Annotated in this window: 26 protein-coding genes; 9 read left to right on the top strand and 17 right to left on the bottom strand. The window is 34.3% G+C overall.

Annotated features, from left to right (window positions below; genetic code table 11):
- The 7 genes from aroC (at position 1) to BZ25_RS02095 (ending at position 6,923) form a co-directional block, all read left to right on the top strand.
- The gene (aroC, locus tag BZ25_RS02125) at positions 1-1,107 is read left to right on the top strand and encodes a chorismate synthase (protein WP_121567229.1); all 1,107 of its coding nucleotides are present in this window, start codon (positions 1-3) and stop codon (positions 1,105-1,107) included.
- A gap of 11 nt (positions 1,108-1,118) precedes the next feature.
- Complete coding sequence (gene aroB, locus BZ25_RS02120) at positions 1,119-2,606, top strand: bifunctional shikimate kinase AroK/3-dehydroquinate synthase AroB (RefSeq protein WP_121514790.1); 1,488 nt, start codon at positions 1,119-1,121, stop codon at positions 2,604-2,606.
- Entirely contained in the window at positions 2,603-3,031 is a 429-nt protein-coding gene (aroQ, locus tag BZ25_RS02115) for a type II 3-dehydroquinate dehydratase (protein WP_121514791.1), read from the top strand. Before aroB ends, aroQ begins: the two co-directional genes overlap by 4 nt.
- A 27-nt stretch (positions 3,032-3,058) precedes the next feature.
- A complete protein-coding gene (locus BZ25_RS02110; RefSeq protein ID WP_121514792.1) occupies positions 3,059-3,802 on the top strand; it encodes an undecaprenyl-diphosphate phosphatase in 744 nt (247 codons plus the stop codon).
- Positions 3,803-3,941: 139 nt separating this feature from the next.
- Positions 3,942-4,634 (top strand): lipid-binding SYLF domain-containing protein, encoded by a 693-nt coding sequence (locus BZ25_RS02105; protein WP_121514793.1) that lies wholly within the window; start codon positions 3,942-3,944, stop codon positions 4,632-4,634.
- A 71-nt stretch (positions 4,635-4,705) separates the two neighbouring features.
- Positions 4,706-5,644 carry a class II fructose-1,6-bisphosphate aldolase gene (fba, locus tag BZ25_RS02100; RefSeq protein ID WP_012208480.1) on the top strand — a complete coding sequence of 313 codons (939 nt, stop codon included), beginning with the start codon at positions 4,706-4,708 and terminating at the stop codon, positions 5,642-5,644.
- A gap of 73 nt (positions 5,645-5,717) precedes the next feature.
- A complete protein-coding gene (locus BZ25_RS02095; protein WP_121514794.1) occupies positions 5,718-6,923 on the top strand; it encodes an acetate kinase in 1,206 nt (401 codons plus the stop codon).
- A gap of 23 nt (positions 6,924-6,946) precedes the next feature.
- Here BZ25_RS02095 and BZ25_RS02090 read toward each other — a convergent pair whose 3' ends face one another.
- Positions 6,947-7,453: a gamma carbonic anhydrase family protein gene (locus BZ25_RS02090; RefSeq protein WP_121514795.1), complete on the bottom strand. Its 507-nt coding sequence runs from the start codon at positions 7,451-7,453 to the stop codon at positions 6,947-6,949.
- 255 nt (positions 7,454-7,708) lie between these two features.
- Here BZ25_RS02090 and BZ25_RS02085 point away from each other — a divergent pair, with 255 nt between their 5' ends.
- Positions 7,709-8,362 (top strand): histidinol phosphate phosphatase domain-containing protein, encoded by a 654-nt coding sequence (locus BZ25_RS02085; protein WP_121514796.1) that lies wholly within the window; start codon positions 7,709-7,711, stop codon positions 8,360-8,362.
- A 221-nt stretch (positions 8,363-8,583) separates the two neighbouring features.
- On the top strand, positions 8,584-9,840 hold the full coding sequence (gene rpoD, locus BZ25_RS02080) for an RNA polymerase sigma factor RpoD (RefSeq protein WP_121514797.1): 1,257 nt from the start codon (positions 8,584-8,586) through the stop codon (positions 9,838-9,840).
- 36 nt (positions 9,841-9,876) lie between these two features.
- Here the strand turns inward: rpoD and sufU are convergent, their stop codons facing one another.
- From sufU to BZ25_RS10425, 16 genes are all read right to left on the bottom strand, one after another.
- Positions 9,877-10,308, bottom strand: a complete 432-nt coding sequence (gene sufU / locus BZ25_RS02075; protein ID WP_233546331.1) for a Fe-S cluster assembly sulfur transfer protein SufU — start codon at positions 10,306-10,308, stop codon at positions 9,877-9,879.
- Positions 10,296-11,522, bottom strand: a complete 1,227-nt coding sequence (locus BZ25_RS02070; protein ID WP_121514799.1) for a cysteine desulfurase — start codon at positions 11,520-11,522, stop codon at positions 10,296-10,298. Before BZ25_RS02070 ends, sufU begins: the two co-directional genes overlap by 13 nt.
- Positions 11,500-12,717 carry a SufD family Fe-S cluster assembly protein gene (locus tag BZ25_RS02065; protein ID WP_121514800.1) on the bottom strand — a complete coding sequence of 406 codons (1,218 nt, stop codon included), beginning with the start codon at positions 12,715-12,717 and terminating at the stop codon, positions 11,500-11,502. Before BZ25_RS02065 ends, BZ25_RS02070 begins: the two co-directional genes overlap by 23 nt.
- A 40-nt stretch (positions 12,718-12,757) precedes the next feature.
- Positions 12,758-14,173: a Fe-S cluster assembly protein SufB gene (gene sufB / locus BZ25_RS02060; protein WP_103065230.1), complete on the bottom strand. Its 1,416-nt coding sequence runs from the start codon at positions 14,171-14,173 to the stop codon at positions 12,758-12,760.
- Positions 14,174-14,177: 4 nt separating this feature from the next.
- Positions 14,178-14,951: a Fe-S cluster assembly ATPase SufC gene (sufC, locus tag BZ25_RS02055; protein WP_103065231.1), complete on the bottom strand. Its 774-nt coding sequence runs from the start codon at positions 14,949-14,951 to the stop codon at positions 14,178-14,180.
- A 180-nt stretch (positions 14,952-15,131) separates the two neighbouring features.
- Positions 15,132-16,034 (bottom strand): dihydroorotate dehydrogenase, encoded by a 903-nt coding sequence (locus BZ25_RS02050; protein WP_121514801.1) that lies wholly within the window; start codon positions 16,032-16,034, stop codon positions 15,132-15,134.
- A complete protein-coding gene (locus BZ25_RS02045) occupies positions 16,027-16,767 on the bottom strand; it encodes a dihydroorotate dehydrogenase electron transfer subunit (protein ID WP_121514802.1) in 741 nt (246 codons plus the stop codon). Before BZ25_RS02045 ends, BZ25_RS02050 begins: the two co-directional genes overlap by 8 nt.
- On the bottom strand, positions 16,751-17,620 hold the full coding sequence (gene pyrF, locus BZ25_RS02040; RefSeq protein ID WP_121514803.1) for an orotidine-5'-phosphate decarboxylase: 870 nt from the start codon (positions 17,618-17,620) through the stop codon (positions 16,751-16,753). The genes BZ25_RS02045 and pyrF overlap by 17 nt, the downstream gene beginning before the upstream one ends.
- Positions 17,607-18,812, bottom strand: coding sequence for a dihydroorotase (locus tag BZ25_RS02035; protein WP_121514804.1), 1,206 nt, complete (start codon positions 18,810-18,812; stop codon positions 17,607-17,609). Before BZ25_RS02035 ends, pyrF begins: the two co-directional genes overlap by 14 nt.
- A 298-nt stretch (positions 18,813-19,110) precedes the next feature.
- The gene (locus BZ25_RS10535; protein ID WP_255415870.1) at positions 19,111-19,233 is read right to left on the bottom strand and encodes a hypothetical protein; all 123 of its coding nucleotides are present in this window, start codon (positions 19,231-19,233) and stop codon (positions 19,111-19,113) included.
- The gene (locus BZ25_RS02030; RefSeq protein ID WP_121514805.1) at positions 19,226-19,444 is read right to left on the bottom strand and encodes a 2-oxoisovalerate dehydrogenase; all 219 of its coding nucleotides are present in this window, start codon (positions 19,442-19,444) and stop codon (positions 19,226-19,228) included. The genes BZ25_RS10535 and BZ25_RS02030 overlap by 8 nt, the downstream gene beginning before the upstream one ends.
- Positions 19,445-19,563: 119 nt before the next feature.
- The gene (locus BZ25_RS02025) at positions 19,564-20,388 is read right to left on the bottom strand and encodes an ABC transporter ATP-binding protein (protein WP_121514806.1); all 825 of its coding nucleotides are present in this window, start codon (positions 20,386-20,388) and stop codon (positions 19,564-19,566) included.
- Entirely contained in the window at positions 20,385-20,984 is a 600-nt protein-coding gene (locus tag BZ25_RS02020) for an ABC-2 transporter permease (protein WP_121514807.1), read from the bottom strand. The genes BZ25_RS02025 and BZ25_RS02020 overlap by 4 nt, the downstream gene beginning before the upstream one ends.
- The gene (locus BZ25_RS02015; protein ID WP_121514808.1) at positions 20,965-21,333 is read right to left on the bottom strand and encodes a GntR family transcriptional regulator; all 369 of its coding nucleotides are present in this window, start codon (positions 21,331-21,333) and stop codon (positions 20,965-20,967) included. The genes BZ25_RS02020 and BZ25_RS02015 overlap by 20 nt, the downstream gene beginning before the upstream one ends.
- 13 nt (positions 21,334-21,346) lie before the next feature.
- Complete coding sequence (locus tag BZ25_RS02010; RefSeq protein WP_121514809.1) at positions 21,347-22,318, bottom strand: hypothetical protein; 972 nt, start codon at positions 22,316-22,318, stop codon at positions 21,347-21,349.
- Positions 22,319-22,701: 383 nt separating this feature from the next.
- Positions 22,702-23,370: Rpn family recombination-promoting nuclease/putative transposase (locus tag BZ25_RS10425; protein ID WP_233552339.1), on the bottom strand; the 669-nt coding region annotated here is incomplete at its 5' end.

Genomic DNA, 23,370 nt, shown 5'->3' with positions numbered 1-23,370 from the left:
ATGCAAGTAAAGATAGCTGGAGATTCACATGGTCCACAGATGATTGGATTAATAGAAGAAATACCATCAGGGTTAAAGATAGATATAGAAAAAATAAACACAGATCTAAGAAGAAGACAGTTAGGGTACGGCCGGGGGAACAGGATGAAATTAGAAAAAGATGAAGTAATCATCGTTTCCGGATTATGGGAGGGAATAACTACTGGAGCTCCATTGGTTTTAATTATAAACAACAAAGCAAAAAATCCCATTAAAGAAGAAAGACATATTTCAAGGCCTGGACATGGGGATTATTCCTGTTGGTATAAATACAGATTAGATGACTTGAATATATACACGGAAAGAAACAGCGCGCGCTGGACAAGTGTACTCACAGCGATAGGGAGCGTTGCCAAACAAGTTCTTGAAAATTTCGGTATTACAACGATGAGTTTTGTAAAATCGATCGGAAAAGTCAGTGTTGAAGAAGAAAGGTTCGAAGAAATCCAAAAAGATTTCACTTACTATATTCAAAAAAGAAATGAATCGGAAGTTCAATGTCCTTTTGAAGATATTTCTGAAAAAATGATGGAAGAAATAAAAGAAAATGCCCTAAAAAAAGCAACCACCTTGGGAGGCAGTGTAAAAACATTCGCCACAAATGTGAAACCTGGATTGGGAAGTTACGCCGATGTTTTGAACAGAGTTGATTCAAAAATAGGAAAATACTTTATGTCGATCCCTTCTGTGAAAGGGGTTTTTATAGGCAAAGAAGATGTGAGTATCCCTGGATCTGAATTCCAAGATCCTTTCAAAGTTGAAGATGGTATTATACACAGAACAAAGAATTACGCAGGTGGCATAGAAGCAGGAATAACTAATGGAGAAAATATAATAGTTACTACCTACTTCAAACCTATTTCTACACTTGCAAATCCTCTTCCTTCTGTTGATCTTAAAACAAAAGAACCAAAAGAAGCACCTTATATAAGATCTGATTCTGTTGTTATTCCTGCTGCGACTGTAATAACAGAATGTACTCTAGCTATTATATTAATGGAAGAAATTATAGACGGATTTGGAAACGATAATATTGAACTCATAAAAGATAGATACTTCAAGAAATAGGGTGATATTCGATGAAAATCTTCTTGGTAGGTATGATGGGGTCAGGTAAAACAACCCTCGCAAAAAAGATTTCAAAAGTTCTTTCCATACCCCATATCGACATAGATGAAGAAATTGAAAAAAATGAAAATCTTAAAATAAAAGACATCTTTGAAAGATACGGTGAAGAATACTTCAGGAAATTGGAAACCGACATTCTCGAAAAATTAACTAAAAACACTCAATCCTTAGTTGTATCAACTGGAGGAGGAATAATCTTAAACCCTAAAAACAGAGCCATATTGAAAAAAGAAAATGCCTTATACCTGAAAGTGGATCCTGAAAAGCTTAAAGATCGCGTAAGTTTAGAAAATAGGCCCCTTCTTGCAAACAACAAAGAAAATATTATAAAGATATACCAAGATCGAAAAGAATTGTATGAACAATTCAAAACGGTAGATATTACAAATTTGACTGAATGGGAATCGGTTGCCAAAATTCTCTACCAATACGATATCAAAAACACTGCTGAAATAGATTCATCTTTTCAAAAAGTATCAATAAATGCAGGAAGCCTAAAGTCTCTCCCCTCAGATTCGATAGTTTTTACCAGCGAAAAGGTCAATGAACTATACGGAGAATACCTACCACAGAAAAAACTTGTCTTACCAAATGGGGAAAAAACAAAAGACATTTCTTTTGTAATAAGGGCTTACGAATATCTCCTTGAAAACAATGTCTCTAGGGATAATTTGCTTCTTGGGATTGGCGGAGGAACTATAACCGATTTTACGGGTTTTGTTGGCTCCTCTTACAAAAGAGGAATGAAATTTTCTTTTTACCCTACCACACTTCTTTCTCAGATCGATGCCGCAATAGGGGGAAAAAATGGAATAGATTTCAAAAAATACAAAAATGTCGTTGGAACAATAAACCTACCCAAAGAAGTGGTTATAGATCCACTTTCTATATTATCCTTAGATGAAGAAACATTCATAGAAGGTTTAATCGAAGGTTATAAAATGGCATTGATCTCAGGGAATGATTTTTATGAGTATTTTAAAGAGAATTTGCAAGAAATACTTAATAGGAATCTAGATAAATTATCTTTTTTTATTAAGAGATCCATAGAGGAAAAACTTCGTATAGTGGAACAAGATTTCAAAGATACGGGGTTAAGAAGTTGTTTGAATCTTGGACACACTTTAGGTCACGCTTTTGAAGCCACTACAGGAATCGCACATGGCTTATCGGTTGGATGGGGTTTGATCAAAGAAATAGAGTTTTTTTACAAGAAAAAATATTTGGAAGAAAAAGATTATCTAGAAATTAAAGATACATTAGAAGCACTTGTTCCTGAAAAAGTTAGAAACATTCAAATAGATGAAAAAGACATATATTATTATTTATCAAATGACAAAAAAATAGGGGCAAATCAAAAAATAAAAATGCCAATTTTAAAGTCACCAGGAAATATTATAATAGAAGAAATCACAATAAAAGAAGGTGAAATCTTTTGATTCTGATAATAAACGGTCCTAACTTGAATATGTTAGGGAAACGTCCTAAAGATATCTATGGAACTGAAACCTACGAAGATTTAAAAGACCAGATAAACCATTTTGCACAAAATAATAGTATAGATGTTGAGTTTTTTCAATCCAATTCGGAAGGTCAAATCATTGATAGAATTCAAAAATTGGATTTTGAAGCTTTAATAATCAATCCTGGTGCTTATACACATTATTCTTATGCGATAAGAGATGCCTTAGAAATTGTAAATGTGCCAAAAGTGGAGGTTCATCTAACAAATATCATGGCAAGGGAAAGTTTTAGGCAGACATCTGTTACCTCTTCCTCATGCGATGGGGTCATATCTGGACTAGGATTCTATGGGTATATATTAGCTTTAGAATATCTAAAAGAAAAGTTGAAAAACAATTAAAAAATCTATCATACTAGGAGGTAAAAAGTGAAAGAAATCATTTTAGGAATTGTCCAAGGTCTAACAGAATTTTTACCAGTATCCAGTTCTGGTCATCTTGCAATATTTTCATCATTTATGAACATCGACACCAACGTGCCGTATTTCGCCCTTCTTCATTTATCCACTTTTTTTGCAGTATTGTTCTTTGTTTGGAAAGAAGTTGCCAATTTGATCAAAGGACTCTTTAAATGGGAAAAAGAATCACTTACTCTAATCTTTAAATTAATCATTTCTTCGATTCCGGCTGCTATTGTAGGTTTCACTTTGGAATCTTCGATCGAATCAGCCTTTTCTTCTCTTACATTGGTTGGAGTTTTTTTAATGGTAACAGCCGTCTTTTTATTAATTTCTGACACACTGAAAGGTAAAAAGAGTTTAACAGAAATAACCTATGTTGATGCTTTGGTTATAGGTCTCATGCAAGCTATTGCAATATTTCCAGGGATATCTAGAAGCGGTGCAACATTGTTTGGCGCCCTTTTAATGAAAACAAAAAGGGAAGATGCCTTAAAATATTCTTTTTTGATGAGCCTTCCTGTAACCTTTGGAGCAGGTATTTTTGAAATAAATAAGGTAACTTTTACTCCTTGGGTAATTTTAGGAGGGTTATCTGCGTTCTTGTTTGGCTTATTGGGATTGTATCTACTGAAAAAAACGGTACTGGTTGGAAAGCTAAAGTATTTTTCGTATTATTGTTTTGCTATGGGACTCGTAGCCATTATTATTTAGTAATAAATACATCGTTTTTATATAATCTTTTTATTTGATATAATATTAAGAGATAATCGAAAAAGAAAAACTTTTTATCAAACTAATCAGCTTTAAAGTTTCTAAAGAAAGTAAAGTTTTAAAAGTGAGGGGACGAAAAGTGAAAAGAAGTATTTTAGCAACTCTCATTATCCTACTGTTTTCATTTAGCCTATATGCCACTGCTCAAGATACCGTAGAAGGAGCGCTCTTAGCTGTAGAAGAGTTATTATCCAAACCAGATAGCGGGGCTTTTGTTCAATTAGTAGAAATGTCAGAAGGCTTAGTAATTTTTCCCACATTTTATAAATTGGGTTATATGGTTGGTGGGCAGTATGGTGAAGGTATTGTATTAAGAAAAGATAGTGAGACAGGAAAATGGTACGGTCCATCATTTGTAAACATATATGGGTTAAGCTGGGGAGCACAAATAGGTGTACAATCCGCAGCGTTAATTTTAGTAGTAATGAATGAAAAAGGAATGGAAGGGTTCATGGGTAACAACTTTACCTTAGGAGGTTCAGTCGGTATTTCTGCTGGACCATTGGGTAGACAGCTTTCTGCAGATTTAGATTATAAATTACAAGCCTCCATTTATTCTTATTCAATTGCAAAGGGCTTCTACGCTGGAGTTTCTGTTGAAGGAGCTTACATAAGACCAGATGATAATGCCAATGAGGATTATTATAATGAACCTCTTTCACCTGAAGAAATTTTAAAAGAAAAAGAAGTTGATAACAAAGCAAAAGAGCTTGTAGAACTACTAGAAAAGGCAGTACTAGAAAGACAATTAAAAGATAAAGAAGTAACTTAAAAAGGGCGCTACTAAAGTTTTAGAGACTCTAAAAATAATAACAAAAATTCAATAAAAGGAGGAAACAAATTATGCCTTACGTAAATACAAAGGATATTTTAGAAAAGGCGAATAAGGAATACTATGCGGTTGCAGCTTTCAACATTAACAATCTTGAGTTTCTCCAAGCTATAGTTGAAGGAGGGATAGAGAAAAAATCTCCTCTGATAATCGAAACAAGTGAAGGAGCAATGAAGTATGCTGGCATGGGTGATCCTTTGAGAGGAGCAAGCCTGTTTGTAAAAATGGTTAGAGAGTTTGCAGATTCTTTAGATATACCAATCGCTCTGCATTTAGACCACGGGAAGAATTTTAAATATATAATATCCGCAATTAAAGCTGGTTATTCATCTGTAATGATAGATGCATCTGATAAACCATTGGAAGAAAATCTAAAAGCCACAAAAGATATTGTAAGAATAGCTCATGCAGCAGGTGTTTCAGTGGAAGCAGAATTAGGAAAGTTAGCTGGAATAGAAGACAACGTTGCTTCAGCTGAATCTGTTCTAGTTAATCCCGATGAGGCGAAATATTTTGTAGAGGAAACCCAAGTTGATTTTCTAGCTCCGGCTATTGGCACTTCCCATGGAGCATTTAAGTTTAAAGGAGAAGCTAAATTAGACTTTGATAGATTGAAAAAAGTTAAAGAATTGACAAAAATGCCTTTGGTACTACACGGTGCTTCAAGTGTTGTGCAAGAAATGGTCGAAATAGCTGAAAATTATGGAGCTGATTTCGGAGGATCAAAAGGTGTACCCTCAGATATATTGAAAGAAACCGTTCGATTAGGTATAAATAAAGTAAATACAGATACTGACCTTAGGATGGCTTTTATTGCAGGATTAAGAGAATTCTTGCAGAACAATCCCAAAGAGTTTGATCCTAGAAAATACATGGAAACGGCAAAGTCTTATGTGAAAAAGGTTGTTTCAGATAGATTGGAGCTTTTAGGTTCTGCTAATAAAGCTTAATTCAAAGTACAGCCATGGCTTCCATGGTTGTACTTTTTTATTTTAACCAAAAATATTAACAGGAGGATTTCGAATGAAAATACTAGTGATCAACTCCGGAAGTTCATCCTTAAAATATCAAATATTAGAAATGGAAAACGAAAGTTGTCTGGTTAAAGGGTTGGTTGAAAGAATAGGGGAGCAAGAATCAGATATTGAACAAGAAAACGAAGGAAAAGAGTACAAAAACATAACCAAGATAAAAGACCATGAAGAAGCGTTGAAAAAAGCTATGGAATTGATCACTGATCCTGAATATGGATGTTTAAAAGAATTAAATGAGATAGATGCGGTTGGGCACAGGGTAGTACACGGAGGAGAAGAGTTTTTCTCTTCCGTACTGATAGATGAAGAAGTTATTAAAGCTATAGAAGAGAACTCTGATCTTGCTCCTTTACATAACCCTCCCAATTTGATGGGCATAAGAGCAGCTAAAAAATTATTACCCAACGTACCTCAAGTAGCGGTATTTGATACATCATTTCACCATTCGATGCCAGAGAAAGCGTACATGTATGGTTTACCTTACGAAGTTTATCAAAAATACAAGATAAGACGTTATGGATTTCATGGGACCAGTCACAGGTACGTATCTCAAAAAGCTTCTGAGATATTAAAAAAAGATATGAAAGAATTAAAGATGATAACGACACACTTAGGTAACGGTGCATCTTTAGCTGCAATCGACAGAGGAAAAGTGATAGATACATCGATGGGCTTCACACCTTTGGAAGGATTGATAATGGGAACAAGAAGTGGAGATATAGATCCAGGAATAGTTTTTTTCCTTATAAGAAAAGGCTACAGCGTAGACGAAGTGGACGATTTGTTGAACAAAAGAAGTGGTGTCTACGGTTTGAGTAAAATGAGCAACGACATGAGAGACATCAGAAAAGGAATAGAAAATGGGGATAAAAAGGCAAAGTTGGCATACGATGTGTATGTATATCGTTTAGCAAAATACATAGGAAGTTATATAACCGCACTAAAAGGGTTAGATGTGCTGGTATTCACAGCGGGTGTGGGAGAAAATGACGAACATGTAAGAATGGACGTCTGTGATTACTTAGACTTCTTTGGAGTTAAAATTGATAAAGAAAAAAATACTTTGTTGAATAGAAAAAACGGAATTATCTCAGCTTCGGATTCTGATGTTGACATTTTAATAGTAAAAACTGATGAGGAATTAATGATAGCTCAAGATACTAAAAGAATAGTGGAAGAAGTGAACGAGAAATAGTAATGCCTGTTTAAAGGGCATTACTATTTTTTGCTATAACTTTTTGCCAAATTAAAGTATTCTTTAGCGTGTTCTTTAATTTGTTCGAACTCTTCATCAGTAAGATTTCTTATGACCTTTGCTGGAACCCCTAAAACTAAACTCTTGGGAGGAATTATTTTGTTTTCTGTTACTAAAGCTCCTGCCCCAATAAGACACCCTTCACCTATCTTTGCACCGTTTAATATAATTGCTCCCATACCTATGAGACAGTTATCGGAGATTTCACAGCCATGAATAATAGCGTTGTGCCCAATAGTAACGTAATTACCAATTTTAGTTGGATATTCGGTGTCGATATGAACCACTGAGTTATCTTGTATGTTTGAGAATTCTCCAATGGTTATAGAACCAATATCTGCCCTCAATGTGGCATTGTACCAAATACTAGATCCTTTAGCAATTTTTACATCTCCAATAATTTGACAACCAGGAGCTAAAAAAACATCTTCTTGAACAACAGGATATTTGCCTTTGTACTCATGAAGCATAATTTCACCTCTTTAATTTAGCTAAAAGTTTTTGTGATATAATTATACATCAAAAAAAGATTAAAAAAAACCGGATCCACGAGGGATCCGGCAAGAATGTCTGGGTTTATCTCAGGGGGATAGGGGGATCTTTCTTTTTTCACTACTATTATAATATAGAATGTGTTAAACTTCAAGGTAAATGAGTTACTATTAGATTTAAAAGAATTAAAGATTTGTATACTATTATTAAGACAAAAATGAGGAGGTCTTTTTTTGAATAAAGTCTATGATTTTCACACACACACAATTTTGAGCGACGGAGAATTAATATGTAGCGAACAGATAAGACGTGCACAAACCCACGGTTATGCAGCCATTGCAATATCCGATCATGTGGATGAATCCAACATTGATTTTGTTTTAAGTAGTTTGAACAAATTTGTTGATAACGAAAGCAGTTTCTTTGAAGGGATCAAGATTTTAAAAGGGGTTGAAATTACTCACGTTCCTCCCTCTTTAATAGATGAACTTGCAAAATATGCAAAAGAAAACGGTGCAGATGTTGTATTGGTTCACGGAGAAACTATAGTTGAACCGGTTTTTCAAAAAACTGACTATTACGCTGTAAATTCAAAATATGTAGATATATTAGCTCACCCTGGTTTAATTACCGAGGAAGAAGTTGCCCTGGCTGCTAGCAATGGAGTTTTTTTAGAATTAAGTGCCAGAAAGGGTCATAGTTTATCCAATGGGCATGTAGCAAAATTGGCTCAAAAATATGATGCAAAATTACTTGTAAATAGTGACGCGCACGGGCCAGATGACTTTTTAGACTATGATTTTAGTTTAAAAGTAGCTATGTCTGCTGGTTTAAACATAGAAGAGGCAAAAAAAATTGTGGAAAAAAACCCTTTAGAGTTATTGTAAATAATATTTTTAATAGAAGATTTACCAAAAATTTTTATTTCTTTATGTATTTTTAGAACCAAATCATATTATAGGTGTCTAAATAAATAGTTTCATTGCTAGACTTTCTAAATTGAAGGGGCTTGTTCCGGTTCCGGGTGTGCTAAGGTGTTAAGAAGCGCTCTGTAAAGTTTTAGAGCTTTTAAAGCGAGTCTGGTTTTTTAATGAAAGGAGGGAATTAAGTGAGAAACAAAAGAATAAGTGAGAAAGAAGAGAAAAAAATTATGAAAAGCATAGAGAATATCGATTTTGAAGATGCCGAAAAAGACGGAGATACCGTTAAAGTAAAAGTGAAAAAGTCCCACGAAGAAGCAAAATCAGTAGATACTTTCATTTCATTATTAATAAATAAAGCAAAGAACAAAGGCAATAAATTATCTTATTCCGATATTGATCATGCGATCCCTACAGATTTATCGGAAGAAATTGACAGTGATTACATAGAAAAGATTTACGAGGCTTTGGAAGCAGAAGGTATAGAAATTTTAGAAGAAGAAGTTGAAGAAGAAGAGAAAGATGCCTTAAATGAAACGGAATATGAAAATGAAGAGGTTGAAGAGTTATTTTCGGATACAGAGCTTAAAATGTATGACAATATTTCTTTAGGTGATCCTATAAAAATATATCTCAAAGAAATAAGCAAAGTTGAGCTTTTAAGTCCTTCCAGAGAAAGGCAACTAGCAAGACGAGCTCAAAAAGGTGATCAGAAAGCCAGAGACGAACTGATAAAGGCAAATTTAAGGTTAGTTATCAGTATAGCCAAAAGGTACACGGGTAGAGGGTTGACTTTTTTGGATTTGATCCAAGAGGGAAATATCGGATTGATAAAGGCTGTAGACAAATTTGACTGGAGAAAAGGTTTCAAATTCTCAACCTATGCAACATGGTGGATTAGACAGGCAATTACCAGAGCCATAGCTGATCAAGCAAGAACGATTAGAATCCCTGTTCATTTAGTTGAGACTATAAACAGAATGAACAAAGTTATCAGAGAGTATTTACAAGAAAACGGAGATTATCCTTCAGCACAAGAACTTGCAGAAATTCTAGATAAACCAGAAGATAAGATTAATGAAATCCTAATGAGTGCAAAAGATGTACTTTCTTTAAACTCACCTATATCTAGCGGTAATGGTGATGATGAAGAATCTGAAACAGGAGATTTTATTAGTACCGAAGAAACAACCCCGGAAGAAGAAGCTCAAAAAATGATTATGAAAGAAAGACTGGAGGAAGTTCTTGACACCTTAAACTCTAAAGAAGCTTTGGTTTTGAAAATGAGATATGGATTTTTAGATGGCAAACAAAAGACACTAGAAGAAGTTGGACAGTTCTTCAACGTCACAAGAGAAAGAATAAGGCAGATAGAAACTAAGGCGTTGAGGAAATTGAGACATCCAAACAGAGTAGCACAACTAAAAGATATTGTAGAAAGTTAAGAAAAAAGCCGCCTCGCTGAGGCGGTTTTTTAATTTTTACTTGTTTCCACCATTGAGGGCGTCATCCAACGTATGCCAAGCAAGGCTGAAGCATTTAGTTCTCATAGGAAATTTGGAGATATCAGAAAAAATTTCTATTCCATCTACTAATTCTTTATCAAATTCTTTGCCTTGTGACATCTTTATAATTTCTTGAAAAATTTTATTTGCCTCGTCTACTGTTTTTCCTTCAAGGTATTCACACATCATCGATGCACTTGCCTGACTTATAATACAGCCATGCCCTGTGAAAGTAACTTCTTTTATTATATTATCTTCTACTTTTAAATAAAGGGTTATCTCGTCTCCACAAGATAAATTTTTCCCTTCAGCTTTTTTAGCGTTTTGTATCTCTTTTTTGTACCTCTCATTTTTTGCATAATCCAATATTATATCAGAGTAAAGTTCTTCTAAACCTATTTTAACCACTCCCAAACCTTTTTTAATCCTTCACATAATTTATCAACATCTTCTTCTTCGTTATACAAATAAAAACTTACCCTACAAGTGGCGGTTGTACCAAAATCTTTCATCAATGGCTGTGCACAATGATGACCGCTTCTAATTGCTATTCCAGTCAAATCGTTCAACATATGCGCTACATCGTGTGGATGAACACCTTTCATATTGAAGGATATTATTGACTGCTGCGTTTCGTCTTGAGGGCCGAATATTTCTAAAAAATCTAACTCTTTTAATTTTTTCAATGCATACGAGGTGAGTTGTTTATCATGTTCTTGAATATTATCCCTGCCAATACTTTCAAGTATTTCTATGGCTTTAGCTAATCCTACGGCCCCGTCAACGTTTGGAGTTCCCGCCTCAAATTTGTAAGGCAACACGTTAAAAGTAGTCTCATCGGTAGAAACTTTATCGATCATTTCTCCACCAAACAAAAAAGGGGTCATCATGTTTAAATACTTTCTTTTACCATACAACACACCTATTCCCGTAGGTCCGAGCATCTTATGACCAGAAAAGGCTATAAAATCACAATCCATCTGCTTTACATCGATAGGCAAGTGAGGTACAGCTTGGGCACCATCCACAACAATAATTATATCTTCTCTGATATTTCTAATCTGTTTGATTAAAGTATTAACTGGAATAAGTTGACCAGTAACGTTTGACAAAGCGGTAATACTTACTAACTTAGTTTTGTTGGTAATATGCTTGAGAAAATCGGATAAATCAAAAATTCCATTTTTTGCGGAATAGTACTTTATCCTTAAATTAAAAATTTTAGATATTTGCTGCCAGGGAACAAAGTTTGCATGATGTTCTATTGTAGATATCAAAATTTCGTCATCAGATTGCAAAATATTTGAAACTGCAACGGAATAAGCTATAAGATTAAGAGATTCAGTCGCACCTTTTGTAAAAATAACTTCTTCGGCTTCAGCGTTTATGAAATTTGCAACTTTACTTCTTGCATCTTCATAATACTGAGTCGCTTCAGCTGCTAAGGTATGTGTTGATCTATGGACGTTGGCATGATGGTTGAGGCTGTATTCATTTACAGCATCCATAACTTCTTTTGGCCTTAACGTGGTGGCAGCATTGTCAAGATAGACCAATTTATGCCCATTTATTTTTCTTTTTAAAGCTGGAAATATCTCCTCATATTCTTTGGAAGATAACATCTTTTACCACCTGACTCATCCCTTCATCAAAAACTTTAATTCTGTCTATAGCGGATTCAAACAAACCTGAAGAGATTAATTTTTTTGCTTCTTCCAAAGAGAATCCACGAGTCATCAGATAGTATAATTTTTCCTTTTCAATAGTGCCCACCGTAGCAGCATGTGCTGCATTTACCTCATTTTCATCTACCAACAAACTGGGGAGCGCTTCTGCTTTGGCTTTTTCAGAAAGGGTTAAAGTGTACTCTGATTCGGACGCATTAGCTTCCTTTGCACCTTTTTTCAAGTCAAGAAAACCCCTGAATATCGCCTTTGATTCATCTTTTATAACGCCTTTGGCATCGATTGCTCCAGTTGTCTCAGGTGAATAGAACCTCATTAAATAAAGCATATCAATAACGTTATCCTTATCTCCCAAAAAATAAGGAAATAAGTGAGCCTGTGCGCCTTCGCCGGCAAGTCTGAACACAATATGTGGGGAGGTAATTCTTCCACCAATATTTATATCAACGACTTCAACATTTCCATTTTTTTGCACTTCAATAAGGGTGTTATCAATGTTCAAACTGTCATCGTTACATAAATTTATATTTATCAGTTCTAAAGAAGCATTTTCCTTTACTACTATTCTATTTGAAGTCGTTCTAAATAACTTTTCATTTTTGCTGGGCATTAAATACCTAATTACTGTGGCTTTAGAGAATGGACTTATGTTATAAACTGAGGTCTCGTATATTGGGAACTTCCAATCATACGTTAAAATAATCGGTTCTCTTTCTTCTCCTTCGTTGGTTTTTAGATAAAAACCTGTATTAGAAAAAGCTTCAGCCATCAACAAAAATTTTCTATGAGCACCTTCAAAATCGTATTTGGCTAAGATTTCTATTCCATCCTGGTCGATTCCATTCAACCCTAATATCTTTCCTTTTGAGCTAACAGGAACAAAGGAAACGTATTTATCTGGCTCATACCCATTTAATTTAGTTCTTTTCCATTTAGGGAAACCCCAATTTTTGTAAGCTTCGTATCTATAATTTTTGAAAGTTTTTAACAATTCATTAGAAATGTGTTCCAAGGATGCTTGAAATTCGTAATCCCCGTAATCTCTTTTTGGTGTAATTTGGGGAATTTGCCATTCAACCGCTTTTAGATCTTTATGCCTCATATCTATAGGTTTCTCAAAAATTGTCTCCATGGTTGTTCACTCCTTGTTATAACTATTTCGATCAAAAATGTTATCCTATGCTTGATTCTACTTCTAAATTAATTAATCTGTTCAATTCAATAGCGTACTCTAATGGAAGCTCTTTTGCAAAAGGCTCTACAAAACCTCTAACCACCATGGCTTTAGCCTCAGCTTCACTTAACCCTCTACTCATCAAATAGTAAATCTGCTCTTCTTTGATTCTACCTATGCGAGCTTCATGTCCAACATCTGCATCATCAGTGTAAACCTCAATAAGAGGCACCGTATCACTTTTAGATTCATTATCAAGCATCAATGCTTGACAAGATACTGAAGCTTTTGCACCTTTGGCGTTTTCTCCTACTTTCAACCATCCTCTGTAAAAAGCCCAACCACCACCGATACTTATACTTCGAGCATCGACATTTGCACTGGTATATGGCGCGAACATGAAAACTTTTGATCCTGAATCCATGTGTTGGTTTGGCCCGGCATAAGTGATCGCCTTAGTTTCCGTTTTCGCTCCTTTGCCTTTGAGTATTGAAGATGGGTATATCATCGTTTTATGACTACCCAAAGAGCCTGATACCCACTCCATTATACCATCTTCATCAACTATTGCTCTTTTTGTATTCAAATTGTATGTATTTTTGCTCCAATTCTGAATCGTTGCATATTTTACCCTGGCGCCTTTTTTTACATATATTTCTACCATCCCTGCATGGAGGTTTGTTATTTCATAATAAGGAGCAGAACAACCTTCTATGAATGCCACCTCGCTACCTTCATCGGCAACGATTATCGTATGCTCCATTTGCCCCATTCCCGGGTTATTCATCCTAAAATAGGCTTGAAGTGGCAATGGAACCTTTACACCTTTTGGAATGTATAAAAATGTTCCTCCACTCCATACGGCACCATGTAAAGCAGCATATTTGTGGTTGGTAGGAGCTACTGCCTTCATGAAATACTCTTTAACTAAATCCGGGTATTCTTTAACGGCACTTTCCATATTTAGAAATATAACTCCCAAATTTTCAAGTTCTTTTTTTATATTTTGATAAACGATTTCAGAATCGTATTGTGCTCCAACGCCGGCCAAAGCCTTTTTTTCTGCCTCTGGTATTCCTAGTTTATCGAAAGTATCCCTTATCTCGGCAGGAACTTCATCCCATGATGTAGACTTTTTTGCCTTTGGCCTAATGTATGCAACGATTTTACTTACATCTAAGTCAGAAACATCAACCCCGAATCGAGGATCTCTCCATGTGTCAAATATATGTAAAGATTTTAAACGTAAGTCTCTCATCCAGGCAGGCTCTTCTTTTTGCTCGGATATTTCCTGAACCACCTTCTCGTTTAATCCTGGAATGGTTTTGTAGGCGTACGTCTCGGGATTTCTAAAATCAAATTTGCTCTGGTCTACCAACAAATCTTCTATGTTAACATTTTCATTTTTTGCCATAATTTCACCTCTCGGAAATAGTTATTCCCATCTCTTGCTCTAGCGTTGAGTAACCGTTTTCCTCTATTTCTTTGGCTAATTCTTCTGATCCCGTTTTAACTATCTTCCCATCTATATATATATGCACGTAATCTGGAATAACAAAGTTCAAGATTCTTTGATAGTGGGTAATCAGTAATATGCCCATATCTTCAGTTTTTACTCTGTTGATGTTTTCTGCCACTATCCTCAAGGCATCAATATCTAAACCGGAATCTATCTCATCTAATATACTCAATTTTGGTTTAAGAAAACCCATTTGTAGTATTTCGCTTTTTTTCTTTTCACCACCAGAAAACCCTGTATTGATATATCTCTCCAGAAATTCTCCGTTGAGATCTAAATTTTGAGATAACTCGGAAATTACTTTATTCAATTCCAATAGTGTAATTTTATCTTCTTTATGAATGTTTCTGAAAGAATTAATCAAAAATTGTCTCATTTTTATACCTTCAACCTCTTCAGGAGTCTGAAAAGACATAAACAAACCTAGTTTAGCCCTTTCATCTGTAGAAAGATCTAAAATGGATTGCCCTTCGAATAAGATATCTCCTGAGGTAACTTGGTACTTTGGATTTCCCATAATAACATGGGCCAATGTAGACTTTCCAGACCCATTTGGACCCATTAACGCGTGTATCTCACCCTTATTTATAGTTAAGTTAACGCCTTTTAATATTTCGACATCTTCATCTCTAACTTTTGCCTTTAAATCCTGTATTTCTAAAAGAGCTGACATCACTTTTCCTCCTTCTAATCTGATATCTTTTTTTATATATCTTACTTTTAAATTCTACCATATTAGTCAACTTTAAGTCAAGAAAAATTGTATAAAAAGAAGTACATTAAACAACTCTTAAAATTTAAAGTAGAATATCCATAATTGGTTAATTTCAACTTATTCTAAAATACCAACACTTTAAATTATCCCTCTTACTTCTTCTAAAGTTGAAATCCCTTCGTTTTGCATGTACCCTTCTATACCTTCAATTATTTCAACACAAGCCTTGGGATTGATAAAATTAGCGGTACCTACTTGCACAGCCCATGCACCTGCCATTATGTACTCAATTGCATCTTTATAATCCATAATTCCACCAATACCTATAACAGGAACATCAACAGCTTTTGAAACTTCATACACCATTCTCAAGGCGATTGGTTTGATACAAGGTCCCGATAGACCCGCAGTTATATTATCAAAAATGGCTTTTTTCTTAGTTATATCTATCGCTAAGGCAGGAAAAGTGTTTACAAGTGATAGTGCGTCTGCTCCTGCTTCAACGCAACTTTCAGCCATTTCAACTATATTTTCAGCGCTTGGAGATAATTTTACAATGAGGGGCTTTTTGCAGACTTTCCTAACTTGCGCTACAACGTTGTTGGCTATCTCTGCCTTGATACCAAAAGAGATGCCTCCTTCTTTTACGTTGGGGCAGGAAATGTTCAACTCAATCATGTCAATTTCAGTTTCGTTTAGTTTTTCAACAGAAATAACGTATTCTTCGATCGTATTTCCACTCACATTGGCAATTATCACCGTATCTCGGCTGTTTAGGAAAGGAAGCTCTTCTTCAATAAATGCATCTATGCCGGGATTTTGTAAACCAATACTGTTCATAATGCCACCTGTAGTTTCATGAATCCGTACACCCCTATTTCCTTCTCTTTGCCTTAAAGTTAGTCCTTTGGTGGATAGTCCACCTAATTTTGAGATGGGGAAGTATTCTGAAAACTCTCTACCAAAACCAAAAGTCCCAGAAGCAGCTATTACAGGATTTTTAAACTCTACCCCAGCGATGTTCACTTTGGTATCAATCATCAAAAAATACCTCCTCTCCCTTAAAAACAGGCCCCTCTTTACATACCCTTTTCATCCCAGATTTTGTCTTTATACTGCATCCCAAGCATGCCCCCATACCACAAGCCATGACATTTTCCATAGAGACAAAAACAGGAATCTTATTTTCACATTTTTCAACTACTTTTTTCATCATAGGGGAGGGACCACAAGTGTAAACAACTTCATATTTCTCTGGTTTGAAGATATCCGTTATGAAACCTTTTTCACCAATAGAACCATCATCGGTCGTTATATGGATCTTATCCACATACTTTTGTACGTAATCCATATAATAAACTTCATTTGTAAATCCGGCATAAAAATCTATCTCAGCTTTCAACTTTTTTGCAAGATAAATCATTGGAGCTATGCCGATACCACCTGAAATTAAGGCGACCTTTCCACTCACATTCAAATTAAAACCATTTCCCAAGGGACCTAAAAGCTTTAACTTATCTTTTGGTTTTAGTTTAGATAGGTAATTAGTTCCTCGCCCAACAACTTTGTACAAAAAAGTCACAACGTTTTCTTCTACATTGCATATACTAAAAGGTCTAGACAAAAGAGGATCCAGATCCCAACTACGCAGCATATAAAACTGTCCAGGATCACCCAAACTGTCGTTGGATTCGATCTGAACTTTCAACTCGAATATATCTTTTGCGATTTCAGTATTAGAGGAAATATCTACTTCCCTATACCCTTCTTTCAATTTGTATATCCTCCCTCATTTCAAGTACTGCTTTTCTGGCATAATCTGCAAACCTTTGGTCCCCATCCTTGTAATTTTTATAAGCGGTAATTATCCCCCTTGAAGAGTTGATAACGCCGCCATTACCTTTGTTTAAATAAAGGGAAACGTCTTTTCCCGTAGCCCCTTGATGACCGTACCCAGGGATCAAAAAGAACATATTTTTGTATCTATTTCTAATTTCTTTTGCTTCATCAACATGTGTCCCGCCTACAACCGCACCTATTGAACTGTAGCCACAACTCCCTCGGTACTTAACCCCTATTTCATTGAGTTTGTCCCCAACAATGTAATAAAGATATTCATCTTTTGGAGATATTTTCAAATACTGTATGTCTTTGGCTCCTGGATTCGATGTTCTTAGAAGTACGAAGACTCCCTTTTCTCCACTTTCAATGTATTTAAGGTAAGGGGTTAAGGTATCAAAACCAAGATATGGATTTAGGGTTACAAAATCAACCTCAAACTCCCCTTCAAAATGAGCTTTAGCGTACATCTGAGCAGTGGATGAAATATCTCCTCTTTTTATATCCCCGATTGTTATCTTTTTTATACTTCTCAAATACTCTATCGTTTTTTTATACCCTAAAAGACCTTTTATGCCGTATGCTTCATAATATGCTATTTGTAATTTATAGACGGGTACCAAATCATATGTTTTGTCTATTATCTCTTTGTTGAATTCAAACAAAATTTCATCAATATCTTGATACTTTTCTTTTAAGTTAACCGGTATATAATCCAAATGGGTATCCAATCCTACACAAACATTCCCCTTTTTTTCAACCTCGTTGAATAATCTATCTATTATCAAATTTGACACTCCCCTTTTTATATTTGATCTCTCCCTTTCTAATTGTTGCTATAACTTCTCCATAAAATTCCATCCCATCAAAAGGTGTATTTTTGCCTTTGGATAAAAATTCGTCTTTGTTGATTTTAACCTTTTTTTCTAAATCTACAATAACTACATCTCCATCGTATCCTGTTTGTATTTTTCCTTTTTTAACCCCTAACATTTGTGCTGGTTTTGAAGACATAAGTTGAGATAAGCGATTCAGTGAAATTTCTTCACTTCTTACCAACGACGTATAACAAACGGGGAAAGCAGTTTCTAACCCCGAGATACCAGGTGCTCCTTTTTCTTTGTCTTGCGTTGAATGAGGGGCATGATCAGTTGCTATAATATCTACAGTTCCATCCTTTATTCCATTGATTATTTCCAAAACATCTTCTTTTTCTCTTATTGGAGGATTAACTTTGTAATCGTAATTGTATAAGGCTAAATGGTGGGGGGTAACTTCGCAGGTAAGATTTTGTATCTCTCTTTTTGCCTTTCTTATACCTTCTATTGCCTCTTTCGTGCTTACGTGGGCTAAATGAAGCCAAGCACCTGTCAATTTCGCAAGGTATATATCTCTAAAAGTCATCAAGTTTTCGGAAAGTCTCGTGTCTATCGTTACTATTTCATTGTCTTCTTCATGTGCTATGATAGTTAAACCTTTCTCTTTTGCCTTTATCATCGCTAAATACATAGTCAAATTTGACTGAACACCTTTTCCATCATCGGATATTAACCTCACACTATCCTCTATATAATCCAAATGTTCTAAAGATTTTCCATCAAAGTTCTTTGTAATAGAAACCGTTTGGTGAATATCGATTAAATTTAACTCCTCAGCTTTGTTCAACACATAATTAACAACTTTCATATCACTGCATATAGGATTGGTATTACCCATTAGATTCACACATGTGTATCCGCCTTTCAACGCAGCTAAACTTCCAGAATGTAAATCCTCTTTATAAGTATAACCAGGATCTCTGAAGTGCGCATGCATATCTACAAAAGCAGGCATAACAACCAAACCTTTGGCATCTATAGTATATGCATCGTAATTCAAATCCTTGCCATAATTTTCTATCTTCCCATCTTTAATGTACAAATCCCCAAATAAATCTTTCTCTTCATCCACAATCCTACAATTTTTAATCAAAACATTTATTTTAATTCACCCCCCCTACATAGATTCTTTTTTATTCTACCAATTTTACTACTAATGTTAATACATAGAAAAAAAGTAGTGTTAACTTTGTTTGACTTCAAGTTTAACACTACCTTTGACTTTTTAGATAATACATAATGGACCCTCACTTTTTCTAAGAATAACTTTTCTATGTTTTTGTAATTGCTTAATATATCGCTTATGTATTTTATTTTCTCCTACATGATATCAGATTATTTAATCATTTGCTCATATTTAATTTTTCTCTATCCACACTTTGTGGGAGAGAACAAATTTTTTATTTTTTGAAAATTTCTTCTACCAGCTGGTCTTTCGTGATTTTTAAGTATTCTGAGACATCTCTTAATATGTTATTTAACGTACCTATTTTTAGAAATTTATGATTTGGAACTTTAGACATATGTGAATGTCTCTTCTTTTATAATATGCAATCTTATAATATCAGGAATGTCTTCTTCTTTATCAAAGTGACATTTTATAGCATCTTTAATATTTTCTTTAAGCTCATCTAAGGTCGATCCTTCTGTAAAAATTGATTCTCCCAAAGCCTTAGCGTTATATCCACTTTCTGGATCTTCTTCTACTAAAAATATTATTTCTTTGACTTTCATCAGATTCATCCCCTTTTATTTTACTGGTATCTAAAATATTATATCATATGTGGAGATACCTTGTCAGAAAAGCATCCATTCTTTCTTTTTATCTTTTTGAAAAGGAAGAAAGAGAACCGTTATTTTTTAATTTCAAAAGGGGTGAAAGCTTGAATACTTCTTAAATATCCCAGAACAATTTCGTTAAATGTCGCAAATCTTCCAATCTCTTCTTCAGTTTTTACCAATACCTCTTCTTCAAAGTTAGCAACAACTTCACCACTTGGAATGGGTTCACCTTTTCTTATCATCCTGTGCTTTTCTTTAGCAGAATCCATATCGTCTGTATATAATATTTTACCTTCTTTTATAATTGCAAAAGATGAGGATATTTCCTCGAGCTCATATATTTCGTGAGAAGATATGATTATCGTCTTGTTCGTTTCATTTGCATAATTTCTTAAAATTTTTAAAGCCTCCGACCTTATAACGGGATCAAGGTTCTGAGTTGGTTCGTCTAAGAGCAAAAGATCGGCGTTACTGGATATTGTTAGTGCCAAATAAAACAATGTTTTCATACCCATGGAATATCTTTCCACTTTTTGGTTTATGTCGAGGTTGTAATGTAAAACAAAATTAGAAAATGTTTCCTCGTTGAAGTTAGGATACAACATACTCCAAATTTTCAGGTAATCACTTCCTTTAAAATTAGAAAATGTCAATCTATCTTCTGTCATCACCGAAACCTTTGCTTTTATCTTAGGAGTTATTTTTTCAGAAAAAAGCTTTATCTCACCATTGTTTGGTTTCAATTCACCGTATAGACATCTCAAAGTTGTTGTTTTCCCTGCACCATTGGGACCTATTAGAGAAAAGATTTCACCCTCATTTACGTTAAAATTGATCTTGTTCAATATCGGTTTTGAATTGAAACTTTTAACTAAGTCTTTCACTTCTACTATCATTTTTGTACACCTCTTTTTTCAAACAGATATAAAGATATGAGTAAAAGAAACACAGAAAATATCAAACTTGCCCAAACATTCCCTTGATATGATGGACTAATATATTTATAGGGATTTACGGCATAACTGGAACCAATTCCCCCAAGGATCCCATCAACAATCAATATCAAAAATGGTATCCCAAAGGTATCTCCCCCTAATGTAACAGAGATTATAATAATAGCAAAATAAGCGGTTGCAAATATTATGACACTCAAGATCTTTAACAGTGCAATTGATAAGTACAAACTTCCAAAGTTAAAAAAGGCTAGCCCAATAGAACTCGGTATAACTATCAAGAGCAGGGAAAGTATATAAGATGAGAAGAATACCTCTCTGTATGAATAAGGAAGGGATATTATAAGGGAGAACTTTCCGTTTCTTAAATCATGTCCCATCATGTTTGTAAGGAAAAGGAATATGAAAAATAACGTTAAAAACGGTATATCAAAGGTTATGAAAAATAAAAAAATCAAAGAGAATATAAATATTCTTCCACTTTTTTCAGTAAACTCCTTTTGAAAGTACACTTCCAACTTATTCAGAAAATTGACCATCTTTCCAAACCTCCTCCAAAATTAATTTTATAGTTTCTAAGTCTATGTCTTCCCTTTTTAGTTTTTCTACACAATTTCTAATCTCATCAACAATGCCTTTTTTTAAATCTATATTCTTTGAAACAAAAAAACCTATTCCATGTTGGGCTTCTATGTATCCTGATGTTTCTAACTTATCTAAAGCTTTTAAAATCGTGTTGATGTTGACTTTGAAAATTGTACTCAACTCCCTAACAGGTGGTAATTGATCACCCTCTTTTAGATTTCCCATAATTATTTCCTTTTTTATTTGGTTCATTATTTGTAAATAAGATGGTATCCCACTGTGTTTATCTACTTCATACAGCATATTTACAACCCTTTCAATATTTTTTTCTTCTGATCTTAATTCTGCCTTGGGTATCGAGCTTTAACCTTCCTTCATTATTCGAAGGTTCTAAAAGTTCTAGATTACCATAAGCCCCTTTAATTGATAAATACCTCGTATCCACCCATTTATCCAGGTATTTTATGGTACCTGTCAATGCTGCGCCGTTAATATAGATATGTTCTGCGTTAATTACTGAGAGATCAATTTCCATACCAGCAGAGTTTAGCGTTAACTCTTCGGCTTCTACCAAGCCCTTCCAACTAATCCCTGATGCATTGATTTCAGCGTTGCCCACGTGTATATCACCATCAAGACTTAAACCTGTTGAATTTATCGAAAGATTACTCGCTTCAAGCGTCGTATTGAAATTAAGTCCAGTGGTATTTAAATCAAAATTTTCTACCTCTAAATTCCCCTCTACATTCAAACCTGTTGAGTTTATCCTTATACTCTTGTAGGGTACTTTTGAGCCAATTACTATGATATATTTTTGATCTTGAACGTCTGATGTTAAAGTTAAAGTATCTTCATTTCTCATACGATTAATTTGACTAGGAATGTAAATCTGGTCAGACGTTTCATCAAAAATTATTTCATAATTTATTCCATTAATTTGTAGGTTTCCAGCCCTTTCTATGTAGATATCAGGTTGGATAGCTTTAATATTAGAATTGTAGCTATAACCGTTTAGGTTATATAATTCTTCCCAGTTGAAAATATTATTCCATATATTATCCCAATCTATATGCGAGTCTATAAAATAAGAAAATATACTTGCTGGAATCACAAATAAAACTACCGCTAAAATAACAAACAAGATTTTAAAGCTTTTCAGGTTAAGAGCCAGAAAAACAATCGCAATTGTCGAGAAAATGATTTTCAAAAAGAGAGAAGGCGTAAAAAGAGCCGAAATACCAAAAACAGCGGCAAAGACAAGCTTTAACAAATAATTGTACCTGGACATTTACAATCACCTCCAATGTTTTGTTGTTATATTTAACTATAACACATATTGCAAAAAATGTCAACTTTTTGAGTTTTAATTTTATAATTCAACAGTGATCGACAAAACAACAAAAAATCCCTTGATCCTCTTTTACCCCTTGACTTATTCTTTTAATTTAAGACTAATATAAATAATCCAACCCTTCATTTTAATCGTACGCTTTTCCATATGATTTTCAAGTGTTTTTTAATTGCCTTCAAATATTTATTAATAAAGAATTACAGAGGAGACCCTTTGCTGTTTCTCTTTGTGTTTTTGAAGGAGAAGAAAGAGAAGAGTTTGTGGAAATTATCAGCAATTTTTAATTAAAAAAACGCCCATCTTGGGCGTCTTTTCAGAAATTATTTAAGTAACTCTTTTAGTTCTTCTATGGTTATTTCTAATAAATTGTCTCCTATGTAATCTATCGTCTTTTCATCCGCTTTTCTTATCTTAACTTTTATCTCTTCGGTTAATTGGGTACCGAATCTTTTGCTTAGGTTTTTTATGATGAATTTTATAAATCTTTCCCTTTCTTCAAGTTTTCCTTTCCTTTCACCTTCTTTTACACCTTCCAATTTAGCTTTTTCTCTGTCTCTTTTTGCTATCTCTTCTAATGTGTTAAACATTTTTGGCACCTCCATTTCTTTTAGCTCTTCGAACCTTTCTTCTATCTCTTTGTAATCTGTCCTCTTTCCGAACAGTTCTATGAATGCGTTTCTGTGTTTATCAAATTTCTCTTTTTCTTCTTCCGGTAATTTCAATAATATATCTTTATTTATAATCTTTAGCAACTCTTCCGCGTTTTTTACCCTTACGTTTGGTTTGTCCGTTAATAAAATTACCCCTAGTGCCTTCTTCATGTTTATTATCGTTTCTTCTTTTATATTACTTAAATTTATTAGTTCATAATTTGCTTTTATTAAGTATTCTTCCATGTTTTTTATCTCTGTTATCTTGTCTTTTACATCCATTGGTGAGGTCCATTTTGCTTTTCCATCGTAAAAGACCATCCCTATTATGACTGGTAG

This window comes from Petrotoga sp. Shatin.DS.tank11.9.2.9.3, from assembly GCF_003665005.1.
In the GTDB taxonomy this organism is placed as follows: domain Bacteria; phylum Thermotogota; class Thermotogae; order Petrotogales; family Petrotogaceae; genus Petrotoga; species Petrotoga mobilis.
The sequence above is the reverse complement of the archived record's forward strand: the minus strand, read 5'-3'. Positions and strand labels throughout refer to the sequence as shown.